At 41.8% G+C, this 16,388-nt stretch carries 22 protein-coding genes and 1 pseudogene; 7 read left to right on the top strand and 16 right to left on the bottom strand.

Annotation, left to right across the window (positions count from 1 at the left end):
• Positions 1-146: 146 nt before the first annotated feature.
• The gene (locus LW728_RS13290) at positions 147-1,331 is read left to right on the top strand and encodes an AAA family ATPase (RefSeq protein WP_287766941.1); all 1,185 of its coding nucleotides are present in this window, start codon (positions 147-149) and stop codon (positions 1,329-1,331) included.
• Complete coding sequence (locus tag LW728_RS13285) at positions 1,331-1,921, top strand: DUF4276 family protein (protein WP_287766939.1); 591 nt, start codon at positions 1,331-1,333, stop codon at positions 1,919-1,921. The genes LW728_RS13290 and LW728_RS13285 overlap by 1 nt, the downstream gene beginning before the upstream one ends.
• A gap of 191 nt (positions 1,922-2,112) precedes the next feature.
• Here the strand turns inward: LW728_RS13285 and LW728_RS13280 are convergent, their stop codons facing one another.
• The 3 genes and pseudogenes from LW728_RS13280 to LW728_RS13270 all read right to left on the bottom strand — a co-directional run.
• Entirely contained in the window at positions 2,113-2,505 is a 393-nt protein-coding gene (locus tag LW728_RS13280) for a DUF4278 domain-containing protein (RefSeq protein WP_002804658.1), read from the bottom strand.
• Between the two features lie 154 nt (positions 2,506-2,659).
• A complete protein-coding gene (locus tag LW728_RS13275; RefSeq protein WP_287766938.1) occupies positions 2,660-3,109 on the bottom strand; it encodes an FHA domain-containing protein in 450 nt (149 codons plus the stop codon).
• A gap of 147 nt (positions 3,110-3,256) precedes the next feature.
• A pseudogene (locus tag LW728_RS13270) lies at positions 3,257-3,577 on the bottom strand (transposase); the annotation flags it as partial.
• On the opposite strand from LW728_RS13270, the gene LW728_RS13265 reads away from it, so the two are divergent.
• On the top strand, positions 3,574-3,765 hold the full coding sequence (locus LW728_RS13265; protein ID WP_002801578.1) for a hypothetical protein: 192 nt from the start codon (positions 3,574-3,576) through the stop codon (positions 3,763-3,765). The pseudogene LW728_RS13270 and the gene LW728_RS13265 overlap by 4 nt on opposite strands.
• 277 nt (positions 3,766-4,042) lie before the next feature.
• Here the strand turns inward: LW728_RS13265 and LW728_RS13260 are convergent, their stop codons facing one another.
• Together LW728_RS13260 and LW728_RS13255 are read right to left on the bottom strand one after the other, a co-directional pair.
• The gene (locus LW728_RS13260; RefSeq protein ID WP_043997803.1) at positions 4,043-5,320 is read right to left on the bottom strand and encodes a Shedu anti-phage system protein SduA domain-containing protein; all 1,278 of its coding nucleotides are present in this window, start codon (positions 5,318-5,320) and stop codon (positions 4,043-4,045) included.
• A gap of 277 nt (positions 5,321-5,597) precedes the next feature.
• The gene (locus tag LW728_RS13255; RefSeq protein ID WP_223211113.1) at positions 5,598-6,068 is read right to left on the bottom strand and encodes a DUF7919 family protein; all 471 of its coding nucleotides are present in this window, start codon (positions 6,066-6,068) and stop codon (positions 5,598-5,600) included.
• Between the two features lie 430 nt (positions 6,069-6,498).
• On the opposite strand from LW728_RS13255, the gene LW728_RS13250 reads away from it, so the two are divergent.
• Positions 6,499-6,918 (top strand): XisH family protein, encoded by a 420-nt coding sequence (locus LW728_RS13250; protein WP_287766936.1) that lies wholly within the window; start codon positions 6,499-6,501, stop codon positions 6,916-6,918.
• Complete coding sequence (locus tag LW728_RS13245) at positions 6,903-7,205, top strand: element excision factor XisI family protein (protein WP_002784929.1); 303 nt, start codon at positions 6,903-6,905, stop codon at positions 7,203-7,205. The genes LW728_RS13250 and LW728_RS13245 overlap by 16 nt, the downstream gene beginning before the upstream one ends.
• 48 nt (positions 7,206-7,253) lie before the next feature.
• On the opposite strand, the gene LW728_RS13240 is transcribed toward LW728_RS13245, so the two are convergent.
• The 9 genes from LW728_RS13240 to LW728_RS13200 all read right to left on the bottom strand — a co-directional run bounded on the left by LW728_RS13240 (position 7,254) and on the right by LW728_RS13200 (position 12,080).
• Positions 7,254-7,580, bottom strand: a complete 327-nt coding sequence (locus tag LW728_RS13240; protein WP_253882562.1) for a DUF5615 family PIN-like protein — start codon at positions 7,578-7,580, stop codon at positions 7,254-7,256.
• Complete coding sequence (locus LW728_RS13235) at positions 7,581-7,805, bottom strand: DUF433 domain-containing protein (protein ID WP_002765154.1); 225 nt, start codon at positions 7,803-7,805, stop codon at positions 7,581-7,583.
• Positions 7,806-7,953: 148 nt separating this feature from the next.
• Complete coding sequence (locus LW728_RS13230; RefSeq protein WP_002801583.1) at positions 7,954-8,361, bottom strand: hypothetical protein; 408 nt, start codon at positions 8,359-8,361, stop codon at positions 7,954-7,956.
• 3 nt (positions 8,362-8,364) lie between these two features.
• On the bottom strand, positions 8,365-8,763 hold the full coding sequence (locus LW728_RS13225; protein WP_353845705.1) for a hypothetical protein: 399 nt from the start codon (positions 8,761-8,763) through the stop codon (positions 8,365-8,367).
• Positions 8,764-8,878: 115 nt separating this feature from the next.
• Positions 8,879-9,493, bottom strand: coding sequence for a DUF1349 domain-containing protein (locus tag LW728_RS13220; protein WP_287766933.1), 615 nt, complete (start codon positions 9,491-9,493; stop codon positions 8,879-8,881).
• A 332-nt stretch (positions 9,494-9,825) separates the two neighbouring features.
• Entirely contained in the window at positions 9,826-10,380 is a 555-nt protein-coding gene (locus tag LW728_RS13215) for a type II toxin-antitoxin system VapC family toxin (RefSeq protein ID WP_287766932.1), read from the bottom strand.
• A gap of 70 nt (positions 10,381-10,450) precedes the next feature.
• Complete coding sequence (locus tag LW728_RS13210; RefSeq protein ID WP_287731255.1) at positions 10,451-10,705, bottom strand: hypothetical protein; 255 nt, start codon at positions 10,703-10,705, stop codon at positions 10,451-10,453.
• A 90-nt stretch (positions 10,706-10,795) separates the two neighbouring features.
• A complete protein-coding gene (locus LW728_RS13205; RefSeq protein ID WP_157404812.1) occupies positions 10,796-10,993 on the bottom strand; it encodes a hypothetical protein in 198 nt (65 codons plus the stop codon).
• Positions 10,994-11,000: 7 nt separating this feature from the next.
• Complete coding sequence (locus LW728_RS13200; protein WP_287766929.1) at positions 11,001-12,080, bottom strand: HNH endonuclease; 1,080 nt, start codon at positions 12,078-12,080, stop codon at positions 11,001-11,003.
• Between the two features lie 196 nt (positions 12,081-12,276).
• On the opposite strand from LW728_RS13200, the gene LW728_RS13195 reads away from it, so the two are divergent.
• Entirely contained in the window at positions 12,277-13,176 is a 900-nt protein-coding gene (locus LW728_RS13195) for a J domain-containing protein (RefSeq protein WP_287766927.1), read from the top strand.
• A gap of 90 nt (positions 13,177-13,266) precedes the next feature.
• On the top strand, positions 13,267-14,721 hold the full coding sequence (locus tag LW728_RS13190) for a serine/threonine-protein kinase (protein WP_287766925.1): 1,455 nt from the start codon (positions 13,267-13,269) through the stop codon (positions 14,719-14,721).
• A gap of 324 nt (positions 14,722-15,045) precedes the next feature.
• On the opposite strand, the gene LW728_RS13185 is transcribed toward LW728_RS13190, so the two are convergent.
• Positions 15,046-15,621, bottom strand: a complete 576-nt coding sequence (locus tag LW728_RS13185; RefSeq protein ID WP_004163759.1) for a Uma2 family endonuclease — start codon at positions 15,619-15,621, stop codon at positions 15,046-15,048.
• 112 nt (positions 15,622-15,733) lie between these two features.
• Entirely contained in the window at positions 15,734-16,354 is a 621-nt protein-coding gene (locus LW728_RS13180; RefSeq protein ID WP_004163760.1) for a Uma2 family endonuclease, read from the bottom strand.
• Between the last annotated feature and the right edge of the window lie 34 nt (positions 16,355-16,388).

The raw sequence follows: 16,388 nt of genomic DNA, 5'->3' as shown, positions 1-16,388 counted from the left end.
GTCTGGTTTCTTGTCCCTTCCTCAGGCGGCTGATTTATACCCCAATTTCCCAGAGAGTCTAATCTCTGGCTTTTTTGGCTAATTGATCAGTTATCTTCACCTGATCAATCGTATAATCAAAAAAACTATAACTGCTCGATTATATCATGAAAATTGTTTCTATTAAAATAAAAAACTATCGTATGTTTAAAAACATACACATAAGAGATATTCCCCCTTTTTGTGTGATTATTGGAGCTAACGGCACGGGAAAATCTACTCTATTTGATATTTTTGGGTTTCTGCGAGATGCCCTCAAAAACAACATTCGCCAAGCCTTACAAATTCGCGGCGGTTATAGAGAAATTATCACTAGAGGTCAAGAACAGGAAAATATTGAAATCGAGCTGCAATTTCGCATGAAAATCTTAGATACAGAACGTCTGGTTACTTATATACTTATAATTGGACAAAACAAAAATCGCCCTGTTATCAAACGCGAAATACTTCGCTATAAAAGGGGTGAACACGGTAAACCTTTTCATTTTTTAGATTTTCAACTTGGTCAAGGATATGCTATCACCAACGAAGAAGATTTTAGTAAACCAGATAAAGAACTCGATCGAGAAGAACAACAGCTAGAATCTAACGATATACTAGCGATCAAAGGATTAGGACAATTTCAACGTTTTAAAGCCGCTACAGCCTTTCGTTCTCTGATTGAAAATTGGCACGTTTCTGACTTTCATATTAGCGAAGCTAGAGGAAGTAAAGAAATATCTTATGCTGAACACTTATCCCCTACTGGCGACAATATAGCTACAGTTGCTCAATATATTTATCAACAATATCCCACAATTTTTCAGCAAATTCTCGAAAAAATGAAACAAAGAGTTCCGGGTATTTCCTCTGTGGAAGCCAAAGAAACCGAAGACGGTCGCTTGATTTTACGTTTTCAAGATCAGGCCTTTAAAGACCCTTTTATTGATCGCTATGTTTCTGACGGGACTATGAAAATGTTCGCTTATTTAATATTACTATTCGATCCCAATCCTCATCCCCTACTCTGTGTCGAAGAACCAGAAAACCAACTTTATCCTACTTTATTAAAAGAACTAGCCGAAGAATTCGCCCACTATAGCGATCAGGGGGGTCAGGTATTTGTTTCTAGCCACTCCCCCGATTTTATCAACGCGGTTCCACTAGCTAGTATTTTCTGGCTAATTAAATCCCAAGGTATCACCCAAATCCATAGGGCTGCCGATAGCGAAATCATCAAAAACTTAGTAGCGGAAGGCGATTTACCCGGCTATCTTTGGAATCAAGGTTGGTTTGAAGGAGTAGCACCATAATGAACTATGATATCGTATTTTTGCTAGAAGAGTCATCTATAGAAAATGTGTTAAACGAACTTTTGCCTAAACTTATTCCCCCAGAAATAAGGTATAAATGTATTAGTCATCAAGGCAAACAAGACCTAGCCAAATCTATTCCTATAAAACTCAAAGCTTTCAAGAAATCTAGTCCCAATACCAAATTTATTATTGTCCATGATCAGGATTCCCACGATTGTCAAGAACTCAAAAAGAAACTAGGGCAAATTTGTCAAAATGCCAGTGATGCTCAAGTCTTAATTCGGATTATTTGCCATGAATTAGAATCTTGGTTTCTGGGAGATTTAGCAGCGGTGGCCAAGGCGTATAATTTAAATAGTCTCGGTCAAAAACAAAATAAAAGTAAATACAGAGAACCAGACCTGCTTAACTCGGCTAAACAAGAATTAAAAAAGCTAGTGAAAGAGTATTATGCAGGAACCCACTCTAAACAGATTGCCCCCCATCTTTCCCTAACTGAAAATAAATCGCGTAGTTTTCAAACTTTTATCCAAGGTATCAAAAATGTTGTGGAAATAATACAACACCCCAATCTACTTTTTCCCTGAAAATTAGGTAACTGACTACCTCAAAATCGGTAAAACCCTACACCCCACACCCCACACCCCACACCCTGCCCCCACGAAAAACTTTTTCAGCAGCCCCTAACTAGGGTGATAATTTCTATCGATAAGATTTTTGCGCCCAAAAATATTCCCCCCGGCAAAACCGAGGGGAAAGTGGCAAAAAAACTGCTAATCTAGTAGTTTAAGGCTAAGTCTTGGGATTCTTTTTTCAAGAGATTAACGAGGGTTTCATCCCCATTCTCTTGAGCGATTTGTAAACGACGTTCCAGACGACGACGAATATTGTTCAGATGGACGCTAGAAAGGGTTTCCTCTTGGACGACAATAGGGGGTTTGACAACCGGTAACGGACAAGTGTTCGGGGTGACTTGTCCAGCAAGATGAGGACGGGTGCTGTAGGCAACTCCACGATACTGACGATGCAGTTTCGGCTCTAATTGGAGCATATGGCGAGGATAATGGTGATTCCAGTCTTGACCTCGGTATTTACCCCCGATATCTCCGGTCTTCATCTCCAAGGGGAGAGAATCCCTTTCGTACTTAACTCCTCGATAGGCTAACGTCATATCACCGACTCCCTGCAATGCTTTAAAGTGACTTTAATCTCTCTTGTCGTCTCTATTTAGGGACAACAAGTTAGAAGATTTTATTTCTTATTCTGTATCTATTTTTACATTTTGCTAGGGAAATTGAAAAAACTTTATAAAAATTTAATATTTTTTAGCTGGCTATAGTATCCTTTTCCGGCTGGATGGGGTCGTCCGCCAAAAGAGCCTCTAGGGGTTTGAGGATTAATTTTGGTTGCTCGTCCTCATCGATGAGACGAATTTGAATTTGCGGGCCAGAGGTGGCTAAACGAACCACCATCCCATCGACGACGGCGGTTTTCTCGATCGGTTTGCCATTGAGAAACGTCCCATTTGTCCCTAAATTTTCCAATTCCCAATCACCCTGATCATTATGGCGGATTTCTAGGTGCCGCCTCGAAACCACAGCACTATAGAGAACCACATGATTATCCAGCGCCCTGCCGATGAGAATGGTTGACTGATCATTGTCAAATTGCCAATGTTGTAGGGGCGTGGCCTGATTGGGGTGCAAAAGAGTTAAAGTGATCACGGTGACTGTTGTCGGCACGATAGAGGCTGTGAACAGGGTGAATTCTATCATAAATGTCAGGTGAAGACCGTTCGGCTGATCTCACGGCCGAAGCCCTCAGTTTTACCGAAGCTGAAACTGTTCGACTGAGCGTTCGTCTGAGATCAGGCCGAAGTCTCACGGCCGAAGCCTTGATAATCAAAGATATAGGGTTCTAGTGTGATTCGTTCTTATCAGAAGTCTAACAGACGTGGATAGGGCAAGATAAGCGATTAAGTCGTTAGACTTAACTAAACGGAGTGCCACACTCTTGACAAAATCTTTTCGTTGCCTACTTACTCTTAAATGTTTCCGAGCATATCGCTTTCTAGCTTTGTGATAATTACGAGATTGTTTTTTACCCTTCCGGTATTTCTTCGACTTTTTCTTGTTTAATCGGTTTAGTTGTTTTTCAGCTTTTCTGTAATATTTCGGACAATCAACTTGATTGCCTTCGCTATCTACTAAGAAAAACTTTAATCCGACATCAATCCCAGATGCTACTCAGTACTATAGTTCAGAGAAAATTAGTTGTCCTCGTTGCTCAACAAAGCACCTCGAAACAAGGGAAGGTAACCTATCACCATCAAGCTATTTTGCCTGTCATTGTCTCTCCTGACCAAGAATCGGTCATTTCCTTGCCGCCAGAATTTATCTCAAATGTCGGGGTGAAGACCCGAAGTGCTTAGTGCGACGGGATGAAACCCCCACCAATAGGCCAATTCAAGTCTGATACTAAATCCGGTTATTAAAGACTGATTATTTATTCCCCCTTTTGCCTTTTGCCTCTTGCATGAGTGCCTCTCCTGATATATAGCCTATACTCAACGGATTTAGTATCATAACCGATCGCACTCCCGTCCGTCGCTGTGCCTAGATGTTTTTAGCTTATAATCATTCAAATCTATCGCTGCAGCGGTAGGACTTGCATGAGGGAACACACCCTACAGCTACAGCTACTACAGGTTAGTTAGAGGAGTAAGGAGGCATGGCTTTGGGCTGCGCAAGATATGGCGCAGGCAGCGGAGTACTTCCGTCAGAAAGTGTTAAGTTTCCACCCGCAGCATCGTACCAGCCTAACATCTTATTTGAAAGAATACTTTTTCCTGATATTTTTTTGTCAGTCGAAAAAGGATGGCCGGGGGTGTACAGGCTTTTCAAGCCGTCAAATAATATTCCAGGCAAGGGATGAATCGCTAGTGGAGAGAGATAGTATTGATATCTCTGGTTAAAGTATGAAAGGAGCTGCTCTTTCTCTTTATGATCGAGTATACAAGCATAGACAATAACCTCATACATTATTGAGCTTGCGGGTGTCTTCATCATCACGTCAGATCCGCATACGATATTGTGAATTGATTCGGTCTTTATGTGCATGGGATCAAATACTCTGTCAATGGATTCAGTGCCATTCATTGATAATGATATATGTGTACATGAATCAGATAGACCAACCCGAAAGTAAAGTAGATTTGGTTTATTCCCAAGTACGAATAAGAAAGGCCTTCTGGTTGATACGCATTTTCCTTTGATCGTAATATCTACAAAAACCGAATTTGCATTGAATCCTACCGAGACTTTGTTCATAGGATCACTGCCAAAATCAAGCAGGTATTGATCTTGAGGTGTAGTTATTGGATCACAATGCGAAAAGAGTACAGCACCTGAAACTCCTTGTAGATGAAGCAGTGGAGACTCCTGAAGCCTGATTTGATTTTCGATAGATGAAAGAATATCATCAAACGTCAACAAGGTTATTCTTGAATTTCTATTCCTAACAATTTCGTCGTGAACCCAATGTTTATCAAGCGAATCATCTCTTGATGCCACAAGTATGCTATGTACTTGTCTCTGAACGGTGATCCCATACTTTGTCTTCATAAAGTTTCGATTATCCGTCTCCTCAAAAAAGAGTGAATACTCATTGCATTGAGAGATGTATGACTCAAAATCTCGATAGAAAGTCCTACGCCGGTTTTTCTGTGTATGGACTTTAATATCTGGCCTCTTGAGTTCAAAGACAAACCAGCTACCGCTACAGTCTCTTGCCAAGAAGTCAGGGATGTATTCCTCTCCTTCAATGTTGATTGAGCAAGGGTGAGGTATTTCCTCCGAAAAACCAAGTACAGAGAATATCATCCGGTTATTTTCAAACCACTTTTGGTAATGTTCTTCTTTCTGATTCGGCGCTTCTACAAGTGCCAACAAGGACTCATGAAGCTCCTTTAGGGATTTGATAAGCATGAATGACTATAAAGCTAGTGGTAAGCAAGCGCTGCTGAGATTCTAATTTTTCCGCAAGGTTGCAGCACCAATTGTTCAATCTGACTGCACTTCGTAACAAAAATTTACAACTCGATCATAACCGATCGCACTCCCGTCCGTCGCTGTGCCTAGACGTTTTTAGATTATTATAGCGGTTCTCACATCTATGTGGCACAATTAAACCTTTGCTGATTAAGCTTTTCAACATCAATAATGTACCTCTTGCGAACAGGAAACGCTATATCATTTACTTGAATCAATGAAATTTTCTTCGGAGAGCTTGGTATTCTTCTGACTCTGGCGAAGGACCCGTAACAACGGCTTCGATGAATTCGTCTGGTGGCTTATACTGGTGTTCCACAACGTAATGATAGATGAGTGTAGGCGCAGCGTAGATGGCAGATTGGCCAATCACACGGAGCTCGCCAGTTCCGATGTTGAGCCAATGAGTCTTTTCCCCATATCGTGGTACGCACCATTGTTCATAGGAAATGTCACGGCACAATTCGCATACATGAAACCCACGAGCAATATTAACGATGTATTCGTCCAGACAGAGTTGGAACAGTGTATCCTTGAACTCTTGAGAAGTTTCCCCCTTTGAATAGGATTTGTTGCCGCTGAGCCAACCAACATTGAGAGTGGTTAGCATACGCTCACCTCTTAGTACAGGCGGTTCATGCCTGGCAAAATATTCGTAGGGAGTCAGGTCTTTATAGTAGGTCATCGCAGTCTTTCGAATTCCTTTAGCTAGATTGCTGACAATCAGCCGAAATAACATCAGCTTTTCCCCGAAGATTGTGGCACCAATTGTTCAATCTGACTGCACTTCGTAACAAAAATTTACAACTCGATCATAACCGATCGCACTCCCGTCCGTCGCTGTGCCTAGATGTTTTTAGCTTATAATCATTCAAATCTATCGCTGCAGCGGTAGGACTTGCATGAGGGAACACACCCTACCAGATCTGCACTGAGTTCCGTTGTTGCCTTGTTAGGATTAGGAGGATTAGGGTTAGTCTCTAGCCTGACCAAGCGAAAATAGAAATAGTAGGGTGAGCATTGCCCACCTTACCGCTTTTTCGGTCATAATAAATCCGAATTAGGGCGAACTGTAGTAGAATAGAAATCGAACCTCTTAAGCAGGGTTTATAAGGATGTCCAGACGAGACGATCTACATTTATCATTACGTCATACTTTAGAAAAAGAGAGTTGGAAAATCACTGATGATCCTTTAATTCTAACCTTAGAAAAAACCTTGCTTAAAGCTTATTTAGGAGCAGAAAAGTTTTTTGCTGCGGAAAAAGAAGAACGTAAAATTGCCGTAGAAATCAAAGACTTTGATACGCCTTCAGTTATCAGTGAATTAGAAAAAACAATAGGACAACTTCAATTATACCAATGGGCTTTAGATTCACAAGAACCTGAAAGAAAACTTTTTTTGGGCATTAGTCAAGCGGTTTATTTAAAACACTTCAAAAAAGCTATTTTCCAACTGGTTATTAAACGTAATAGAATCAATTTAATTATTTATAATCCTCAAAAGGAGATAATTTGCGAATGGATAACACAGTAAATTATGCCGATATTCTGACTCAAGTTATCAGAAAAGAGTCGGCGATGCAACCTCGATTACAAACCCTTAAAATTACCCCAGTTTGTGATCCAGAATCAGGCAACTTTTTAATAATTATGACTGGTTGGGAAAAAGAAGCATGGATTAATACAATTTTATTTCACGCTCGTTTATTGAAAAATAAAATTGTTATTGAAGATGATAATCTTGAAGAAGGATTAACAACCAATTTAATTCAAGCTGGGATTCCCCCAGAAGATATTATTACTGGACTTTCCCTAGAGTAAGGCAGGCATTACCCACCTTAGCGATATCGCAATGAATGTTAGGAAAAATTATCTAAATGCTTCAATTCTATCTAAATAGACATTAACTAATTTATGTTCAATAACCAAAGCTTCAACTTCTGGCCAAATACGAGCTAAAAACTGATGAAATTCTCGTTTTCGTATATTGCCAACACGGAGATGTACTACTTTTGGTGGGGAAAAGTCTAGCATTAGTCTATCAGAAAAGTCTGTATCTTTCGTAACAATAACCAGTTTTTTATCCTTTGCATATTGCCAAATTTCCGTATCCCTTGGAATTCTACCTAAAAATGATCGGTAAAGATGGAGTAAACAGGATTTTAGCTGGTAAATTTTCATCAAAGAAAAAACCATTCATGCAATTTTTCTGACTTCATAGTGATTCGCCATCAATCTTGCTGCAAATTGCATACAGGCATAAATATCTTCTCGATTCAGAGAAGGATATTCTTCAAGGACTTCTTCAATAGAATCCCCTGCTCCCAAAAATTCCATAACTGTTTGCACCGGAATTCGGGTTCCAGCTATAACAGGTCTTCCATTACAAATATCTGGATGAATCTGGATGCGACTTTCCATTAAGGTTTTGTTACCTCTTTGATGACCTTAAGTAAACTTATTATACCCTTTCATGGTAATAGGTGAGGATGTTGGGTTTCCTTAAAATCGATCGCTGCAGCGGTAGGACCCGCATCAGGGAACGCACCCTACCAGAGCGGCGATCATACTATTCCCAAGTTAGAGTTATACCTTCTAGGTTACATACTCTCTGGATAGTTTCCAGTTTACTCTCAGTCAATTTCCCAAATAGGTGAACTCTCATTTTATGCTTGGGATAATACTGTCCATAACTCTTGATTTGCCCGATCGCTGATTTCCAGCCTTTTGTATTTTTAACTTCAATTATTTCAGTATTAGTTAAGACATCTATTCTACCTACCTTATCAATGTAAACCTCGGTTTTTCCTCCTAATTCCCCAGCCAGTTTGTCCCGATACCAAGCCTCTGTACCCTTTACAGGAGTATTTATCTCCGGCTCAATAACTATGCCATTAACCTGATTAATAAAGTCCCGAATTGCTCCTCTTACTAATTTTTGAGCAGCATTGGGGGACTGTCTTTTCCGTTTAGCCATTGCTTACTCAGTGAATAATTTAGAAATCCCATATCCAGCTAAACCAATTACTGCTCCTACTGCCGCTACGGGAGCCATCGTCACTGCAACTGCCGTCCCCCCTACTGCTAATCCCATACCTCCAACTAATGCTGATATACCGGCTCCAGCACCCGCACCAATTGCCGCTGCTCCAATTGCCGTTGCGTCTTGCTCTTCTATTGCTTTTTTGGTTCCGTAAACTGCCGTGCCAACCACTGCTCCTGCCGCTGCTACTGGAGCCATACCGACTCCTAGAGCAGTTCCTCCTACAGCCAGTCCCATACCGCCAACTACTGCCGATGCACTAGCTCCAATCGCTGTACCCAGTCCCAGTGAAATCATTGCTTCTTGAACTTCTTCTGGCTTATTTTTGTCCATTATTTTTGGCCTCATTAGCTTCGGGTAATTATGAAACTCTAGCATAAGACAGACAAGCCGTTAACCACAACAAGCCAGGCGTTAAGGCGCATAAGTGCCAGTCGGGTGCATACGGTTGTTAGCTGGCTTCCGGTATTGCCAGCCACTGATTGTCTGAGATTTCCAAGGTTTTGAAACAACAGCGAAACGCTTTGCCTATCGGGCTGCAGGCATACACTCCGATTTGGCAATCGTCGGCTATCTTGTGTAAGTGTGTGATCCGCATTTGCAGCCAAGCCTGCCCATCATAAGAATTCTCTAGCAGAAAATCGCTCCCCCGTTTACTGATGCGATACCACATTTCGCGGTATCGTGAAGAAATGTCTTGCGTTGCCCAATCAGAATATCCCAAATTGGTCACCACAGAACCAAGCCGACTAGCTTGTTCGCTTTCATATTCCGTGGAAACTTTTATCCAATTCTGACTGTCAATCCGCACCATTAGGCCACATTGATCATATTTTTCCCGAGGCTGAAATTCTACTTGGGTCATTAGGGAAAAATCCCCAACTTGTCGCATCAATAAGCAATGCCCATCATCTCTTTGAAAACCATAGTGCGTGTTTTGCCAAAAATCAGTTTTTTCATCTGTAGAAATTTCCAAGCCATTACCCAAACGATAATGCGTCGGCTCGTTGAGCCAGTAAAAATCATCTGACAATGCTGGCTGTAAAAAATTTTCACTAAGTCCCATAACATCGCTCCTAATCAGATACATCGTGATATTACGAGGCCAGCTAACCATTGATTATACAGAAACTTTCCGAATAACCAGAGTAAGGATATGGGGAAACTTTCGGCATATCACCCCGTTTTGTGGATTACTGACAATCAGCCGAAATAACATCAGCTTTCCCCCAAGGTTTTAGCACCAATTGTTCAATCTGACTGCACTTCGTAACAAAAATTTACAATTATTCGACGGCACTTGCACTCCCGTCCGTCGCTGTGCATAGATGTTTTTAGCTTATTATCATTTGCTTAAATCAATGTTTAAGGAACGCACGCTACCAGATTGGTGTACTGTTACAGAGCATCCAAAACCAAAACTTTTAAATCTGGGACAGCAGCTAAACGGGCATCATTGGTCAAGAAAAACATAGCACCTTCTCCCATAGCAGTGGCGATCTGGATTGCGTCTGGAGTTCGCAAGTTTTGTCTTGCTCTTAACTGGGCGGCAACTTCGGCAATCTCAAGGGAAATAGGTACAGTAATTAAGTTTTCTTGATCAAGAAGAATATCACGATACTGGCCAGCAAGTTCTACATTACCTGAGCGTAATGGATGCACCAAAACTTCCGTCAGCGTCAACGTAGAGGTAACAACTTGAAACTCGCCTCGACTTAGCGCCCCAAAAAAGGCACGAACAAGCCCTAAATATACCTGATTTTGCTCGATCAGGTAAATGAGTGGCGCGGTATCCAAACCCACAACTTGACCTTGTAGTTGCATCAGCCATTCCTTGACATATTCCGTGTGTCCCACGGTACGTTGACCGCCTATAGCTTCTTGTACTTGTTGCGCGCGACTTTTTACCCGGCCAAGCTTTTCTGGTCGGAACCCCCTAAGCCGAGTTTTCAAGGCTTCGGCCGTGAGCTCAGCCGAACGGTGCTGCGCCGTCCACTTGGTTTTCGAGACTGGCCTTTTAATTCTAACGTAAAGCCAACCTAGAACGGCGGGGTTTCAGACCCAAAATTTCCGATGAGGCACGTTCCTGATTAACGTACTCTTGAGCATCAAGTCCATTCCAGATTTCTTTTCCTAGTCCTTCTAGTTCCATAATGCTATGCTTGGGCTTAACAAGCATAGGGCGACGTACCATTACAGCTAACTCTTTTAATAAGCGAAGTTGCTCGTCTGGGGTGAGATTCTCAACTTGCCGGCGAACATCTTGATAGGTGGTCATGCTCTTTACTCGCTGTTTCTTCTATTAATCATGTCATATTGCCCACAGATCACGGCTCCAAAAAGTAAGGTAAAATGCCCCCATATTTGTCTATATCCGATCGCACTCCCGTCCGTCGCTGTGCCTAGACGTTTTTAGCTGATAATCATTTGCTTGAATCAATGACCATGGTGTGTTCCCCAAAATCGATCGCTGCAGCGGTAGGACTTGCATTAGGGAACGCACTTTACCATATCTACCATAGTGGCGATCATACTCACCAGCGGAGCGAAACGGAGTCGAGTGCATCGCAGTGTTAGCCTTTATTGCGGAGGTCTGTGGTATCTCTATTGCTTTTGCCGATGTTGCAAACGTCACAAAGCGTTTGATAGTTATCCAGGTTGTCAAGACCACCGCGTGAGCGAGGAATGATGTGATCAACATGAAGAATTGCGCCGTTATGTGAATTGCGACCACAAGAAACACATTTCCACTGATCACGCTGAAATACTTGCCAACGGATTGCGGGCATTACGCGAATCTTTTGCTCGGCGAAAAGCGATGCCAATGCGATCGATTCACCTGTGGCGGAGTGCTTCTCTTCACCCCCTTCATTCGGATTCTCTAATTGTCTTTCAAACCACCAATAGTTCAATCTTGAAACTAAATTTTCCAGCCGATGCGGGAGTCCCTTTGCTATTTGAATATAAGAGTCATAAACGGGGAAGAAAACTGCAAAATTATCGACTAATTGAAATAGGTCAACTGGTGAAACAGGGAAGCGATATAGATGCCCGAAAAAATGGTTATCAATTAGTTCGTTAGATATTCTATGTCGATAATGATCTTGAAATGCTGCGAAGAAAGGTAAATCATCACCAAAATAAAAATCAGGTCGAATCTCAGACCCGAAACACAGCCTATTAATTATATTTTCGTTATCAATATGAAACTGCAAAATCGAATCAAATGACTTTTTATCAAGTCCTTTGAGCCAACCGTTTTCCAGAAAAGTAAATACCCCCTCATCTGTGAGCATGAAAGCAAAACGAAATGGCAAGATTTGCACGGGTTTTCCATTTTTGCGCGAGAAACCCGGCCACTTCGCCTTCCTTTGTCCGCCAAGACCAACGAAAACAGATTCATATTTATGCGTCAATTCGTTATCGTTGTATCTCTTTTCCCGAAAATTCGGAAAAACGCTAACGATAGAGTCGTCCAGCACTTCTACCCCGTATATCTCACGTATCCGAGCAATTGCAGAGTTCATTACCAAGCGCAGACGCGGTAAAACCGAATGTTTTAGAGCATCAGCACGAAGGCGAGCGTCATCGACAAGAAAGAGGTTTGCGTCTTGCTCGTCGAATGTGATATTTGAGAGTGCAGATGGGATCATGCTAAAGACCGACTACTGATTATATTAATTATACAGAAACTTTCCGAATAACCAGAGTAAGAATATATGGAAACTTTCGGCATATCACCCAATTTTGTAGATTTGTGACAATCAGCCGAGATACAAAGAACTTTTCAGCGATCATAGCACGAATTATAATTCTTCGGGTAACTGAGCAGACTAACTAAAAGTTGCCATGGCGGAGCAAATTCTTTCTCTACTCCTGTACTTAATTGTCATTTTAACGGCTTTTTGGTTTATTAGCCCCCAAAAAAAGCCCCGTAGTCATCCCGCCTATCATCTTGCTTGTTTACTAGAAGATGCTCCTGAAAGCTCTTTAAAGGGTCAATTTTATCCCCTGGCTACTCCCTTGGCTACCCCGATCACCTGTACTGTTCCGCAGGTGTGGCGCAGTGTATATAGGCAGTCTCTGGCAAAACCGGATGTTAACTATTGGCAATGGCGCGGTATGCCCGAAAATGAGCAGTTTTGTCGGGAATTACGGGAATTATTGCGGTTAAATCCGGCTAGAGGTTACGCTAAGGAAATTCTGGAAAGTCTGGCCCTGGGTCAAGATCCTTTTTATCATCTTTACTGGGATATAAAAGCGATCGCTAATAGTAACTTTAACACTATTGGCACTAATAAACTAGCTGAGGGCAGATTTGCCCAGCGAGATTTGCGAACTCATCAGCAGATGCGGGGGGATTTTCGTCAATGGCATTTACAAGCTTGTGAACAGTTGGGAAAAGAGCGGGTTAAAGCGGTTTATCGGCGGTGTTATGGGTCAGATTGGTCATTAATCGCCCAAATTCTCTATCCTTCGCCCCGTTCCTTGGCCGTGATGATTATAGAGTCGGCTAATCCCGTTTGGTGGCGAGTTTTGGGGATTACTCCTTTTAGCACCACTAACCGGATTGAGAATAATTATAAAACTCTCTTGTGTTATTGGCATCCCGATCGCAATTCCCATCCCAATGCGACAGAAATCACCGCCCATCTTAATCGCGCCTACGATTGTTATCAAAGTTTTCAGGAGATGAGCAGTCAAGATAATGCACCTTTGTGGACGAAAATCCGTCGCTGGATTCCTTAGACTTGACTCTAGTTTTTGCCTTGACTTTTTCCTTAACGAAAGAATGTTAGTCTAGGAACAATTTATGACCACGCTTGCACTCTCAGGGTAATGAATCTAGTGCTTTTAAACAATCGCTACCAAATTGTTAGCACCCTTGCTAGGGGGGGATTTGGGGAAACTTATATCGCTATCGATACGAATATGCCTTCTCAACGGCGCTGTGTGATTAAAAAATTGCAGCCGGCTATTCAAAGTGAGGAGATGCCAGAATGGTTAAAAGAACGTTTTCAGAAAGAAGCAAGCGTTTTAGAGGAATTGGGAGAGCAAAATCGCCAAATACCCCGTTTATACGGTTATTTTGCCCAAGATAATCATTTCTATCTGGTGCAGGAGTGGATTGAAGGGGAGACACTAACCCAAAAACAGCAACGACAGGGAAATTTATCTTCCTCAGCAGTGCGGACGATTTTAGAGAATTTACTGCCTGTTATTGATTTTATTCACAGTCGCCGCATTATTCACCGGGATGTGAAACCCGATAATATTATCTTAAGAAATAGTGATAATTTGCCCATTTTGATCGATTTTGGGGTAATGAAAGAAGCAGTGGCCACCTTACTCGATCCTACGGGAAAAAGTGCCTATTCGATCGCCCTTGGCACCCCCGGTTATATGGCTTCGGAACAGGCTGCCGGGAGACCGGTCTTTTCTAGTGACCTTTACAGCCTAGGCTTAACGGCGATTTTTTTATTAACGGGAAAAACTCCCCAATATCTAGAAACTGACTCGCGCACGGGGGAAATTCTCTGGCGACAGGAGGCAGAAAATGTTAATCCTAATTTAGCTATGGTAATCGATCGAGCGATCCGTTTTCATCCCCGGGATCGGTTTGCTACTGCCAGGGAAATGTTAGCAGCTTTGGCAGAAATGTCCCCCGATTTGTCCACCCAACCGACTATCGCGGTTTCTCCCCATAGTCCCCGATTAAAGTCCTCTACACCCCCAAAACCAACCGTCTCCCCCACTGTGGTTATTCAACCCAATTCTGGGGAAAAAAAGAATACTTGGCTGTGGATTTTGCTGATTTTTGCGGTGACAATTGGGGCTTTTGCCCTAGGATATCGGGGATTTATGGCTCTTTTTCCCAAAAATGAGCAAATTAAACCATCACCAACCCCCGAACCTTCTCCTATTCCTGAAATCATTCCTCCTCCCTCCCAAGATTTTCCCCCTATCCGACGACCTTCTCGTCAACGGACTCCCATTTATTCCCCGACTCCCACTCCATCCCCTACTCCCACCCCAGAGGTGATTCCTAGTCCAGAAGCGACTCCAGAATTAACTCCTAGTCCCACCCCAGAAGAAGTAATTCCTATTCCTGTTCCCCTTCCTGAAACGGAGCCGAGTCCTCAAGTTTCTCCCCTTCCTTCTCCTTCTCCTTCTCCTTCTCCTTCTCCTTCTCCTGTTCCAGAGGTGATTAATCCCCCGGTTAATGAGGATAAAATTGAACCGATCGCTCCTCCGGTTTTATCACCTTCTCCTCCTGAAGAAAATAGTAATTAATAGAGGTTCTTCGTTACTTAGTCTGGTTCGATAGGGTGGCATAAATCGATTAAATCCGTATCTGGTAAGAGTTCCATTGATTAGTTACTTCTAGAGCGAAAACAATTGACAAAAATCGCTAAATGTCTTTCTCTATAAGGGTTTCATCCCTTATAACCCCCGTTCATTGCATAGCACAAACCGAAGAACCTTAATATTTGCATAACAATTCCCGAAGAGCCATAAATAAGAGGAGTTATTGATAATGAGTCCACATCCGTATAACTTTGACAACTTTACTCTTCTGGAATAACCTGATAAACCAAACGATGCTGACAGAACAAATTAAACCTTTAGCCAAGCAAAAATATCCACTGCTGATATTGACCAACGTTCTAATCCTTTAATCACTGCTAAAGGCTCATTATTTCCTTCAGTTGCAATATGTACTTTCGGTAATCCTGTTTGAAAAACGGTGACTGACTTTGCTGAAGGATCAATCAACCAACCTAATTCTGTTCCTTGTTGTAAACAGAAAATAATCTTTTCCATCACTAAGGTAACAGATTGTTCAGGAGACATAATTTCAATAATCCAATCGGGATAACGTAAAAATTGATCGGCCATTTCTCCATCTAGATCTCTTGGCAAATTCTCCCAACGAATCACCGCAATATCTGGCACAATTGAACGTTCTGCAAAAGTACAACGCAATTCAGGTAGAGCATAAGCTAATTTTTGAGATTTAGTCTGTTGATTAATGGCAGAGGCTAACTCAAATTGTAAGATGCTGTGTTTTCCTTTGGGCATAGGTTTTTGAGTGACAATTCCATGATAATATTCCCTAGCAGGCTTAGTTTCTGGAAGGGCAAGAAATACTTCGAGGGAAAGAGCTTGTTTATCTTCTATTGTGGCAAACATTAATTGATTTCTCCGATCTTGAGTTGTTTTCTATTATAAGCTCCTGACTCCTTACTCTCAGGTAAGTTTTTGATTTTTACCATAAGTCTAATCTAAAAATACGGGTTTTTCTTTAAGCTCTAGCACGAAAAATTTGATTAGCCGTGAGGTTTAACTCTGGAAAAACCCCTGAAATAAGACGTTGATCCTGTTTAAATAAATTACCTTGATATTCTCCATCGATTAATTGATAGATAGAAATGGTGGGTTCTTTGGGGCTGCCGATATATCGGGACGAACCTTTGGCTAAATAATCGATAATCCAATATTCGGCAATTCCTAATTGTTCGTAGTCGTCGAATTTTTTCAGATAATCATCTCGCCAATTGGAACTGACAATTTCAATAATTAATTTAGCTGATGTTGCCAGAGAAATTGAGGAAGCGGTTTCCCAATAGGGATCGTTAACTAGATTTTCTCTGTCTAAGATAATAATATCGGGTAGATAACCTGTATGGGGGCGAAGGGGTTTTACTGCGGCAGTATTGGGGATAAAATAGGGCAATTGCCGTCTTCTAATCTCCAATCCTAACTCCATGCTTATAAAACCGCCAATTTCTTCGTGTTTTCCGATCGGTCGCATCATGGCCGATAATTTTCCTGCGATTAATTCGTATTGTTGTCCATCATCGGGATATTGATTAATATAGTCATCAAAAGTCAAAAATTGGGGGATAGTTTGGGTTGTGGTCATGGCAGTTAGAGGAATAAGAGAGATGATTTTTCAA

This window comes from Microcystis sp. 49638_E5 (genome assembly GCF_021300285.1).
In the GTDB taxonomy this organism is placed as follows: Bacteria; Cyanobacteriota; Cyanobacteriia; order Cyanobacteriales; family Microcystaceae; genus Microcystis; species Microcystis aeruginosa_C.
This window is presented reverse-complemented; position numbering and strand designations above follow the sequence as displayed.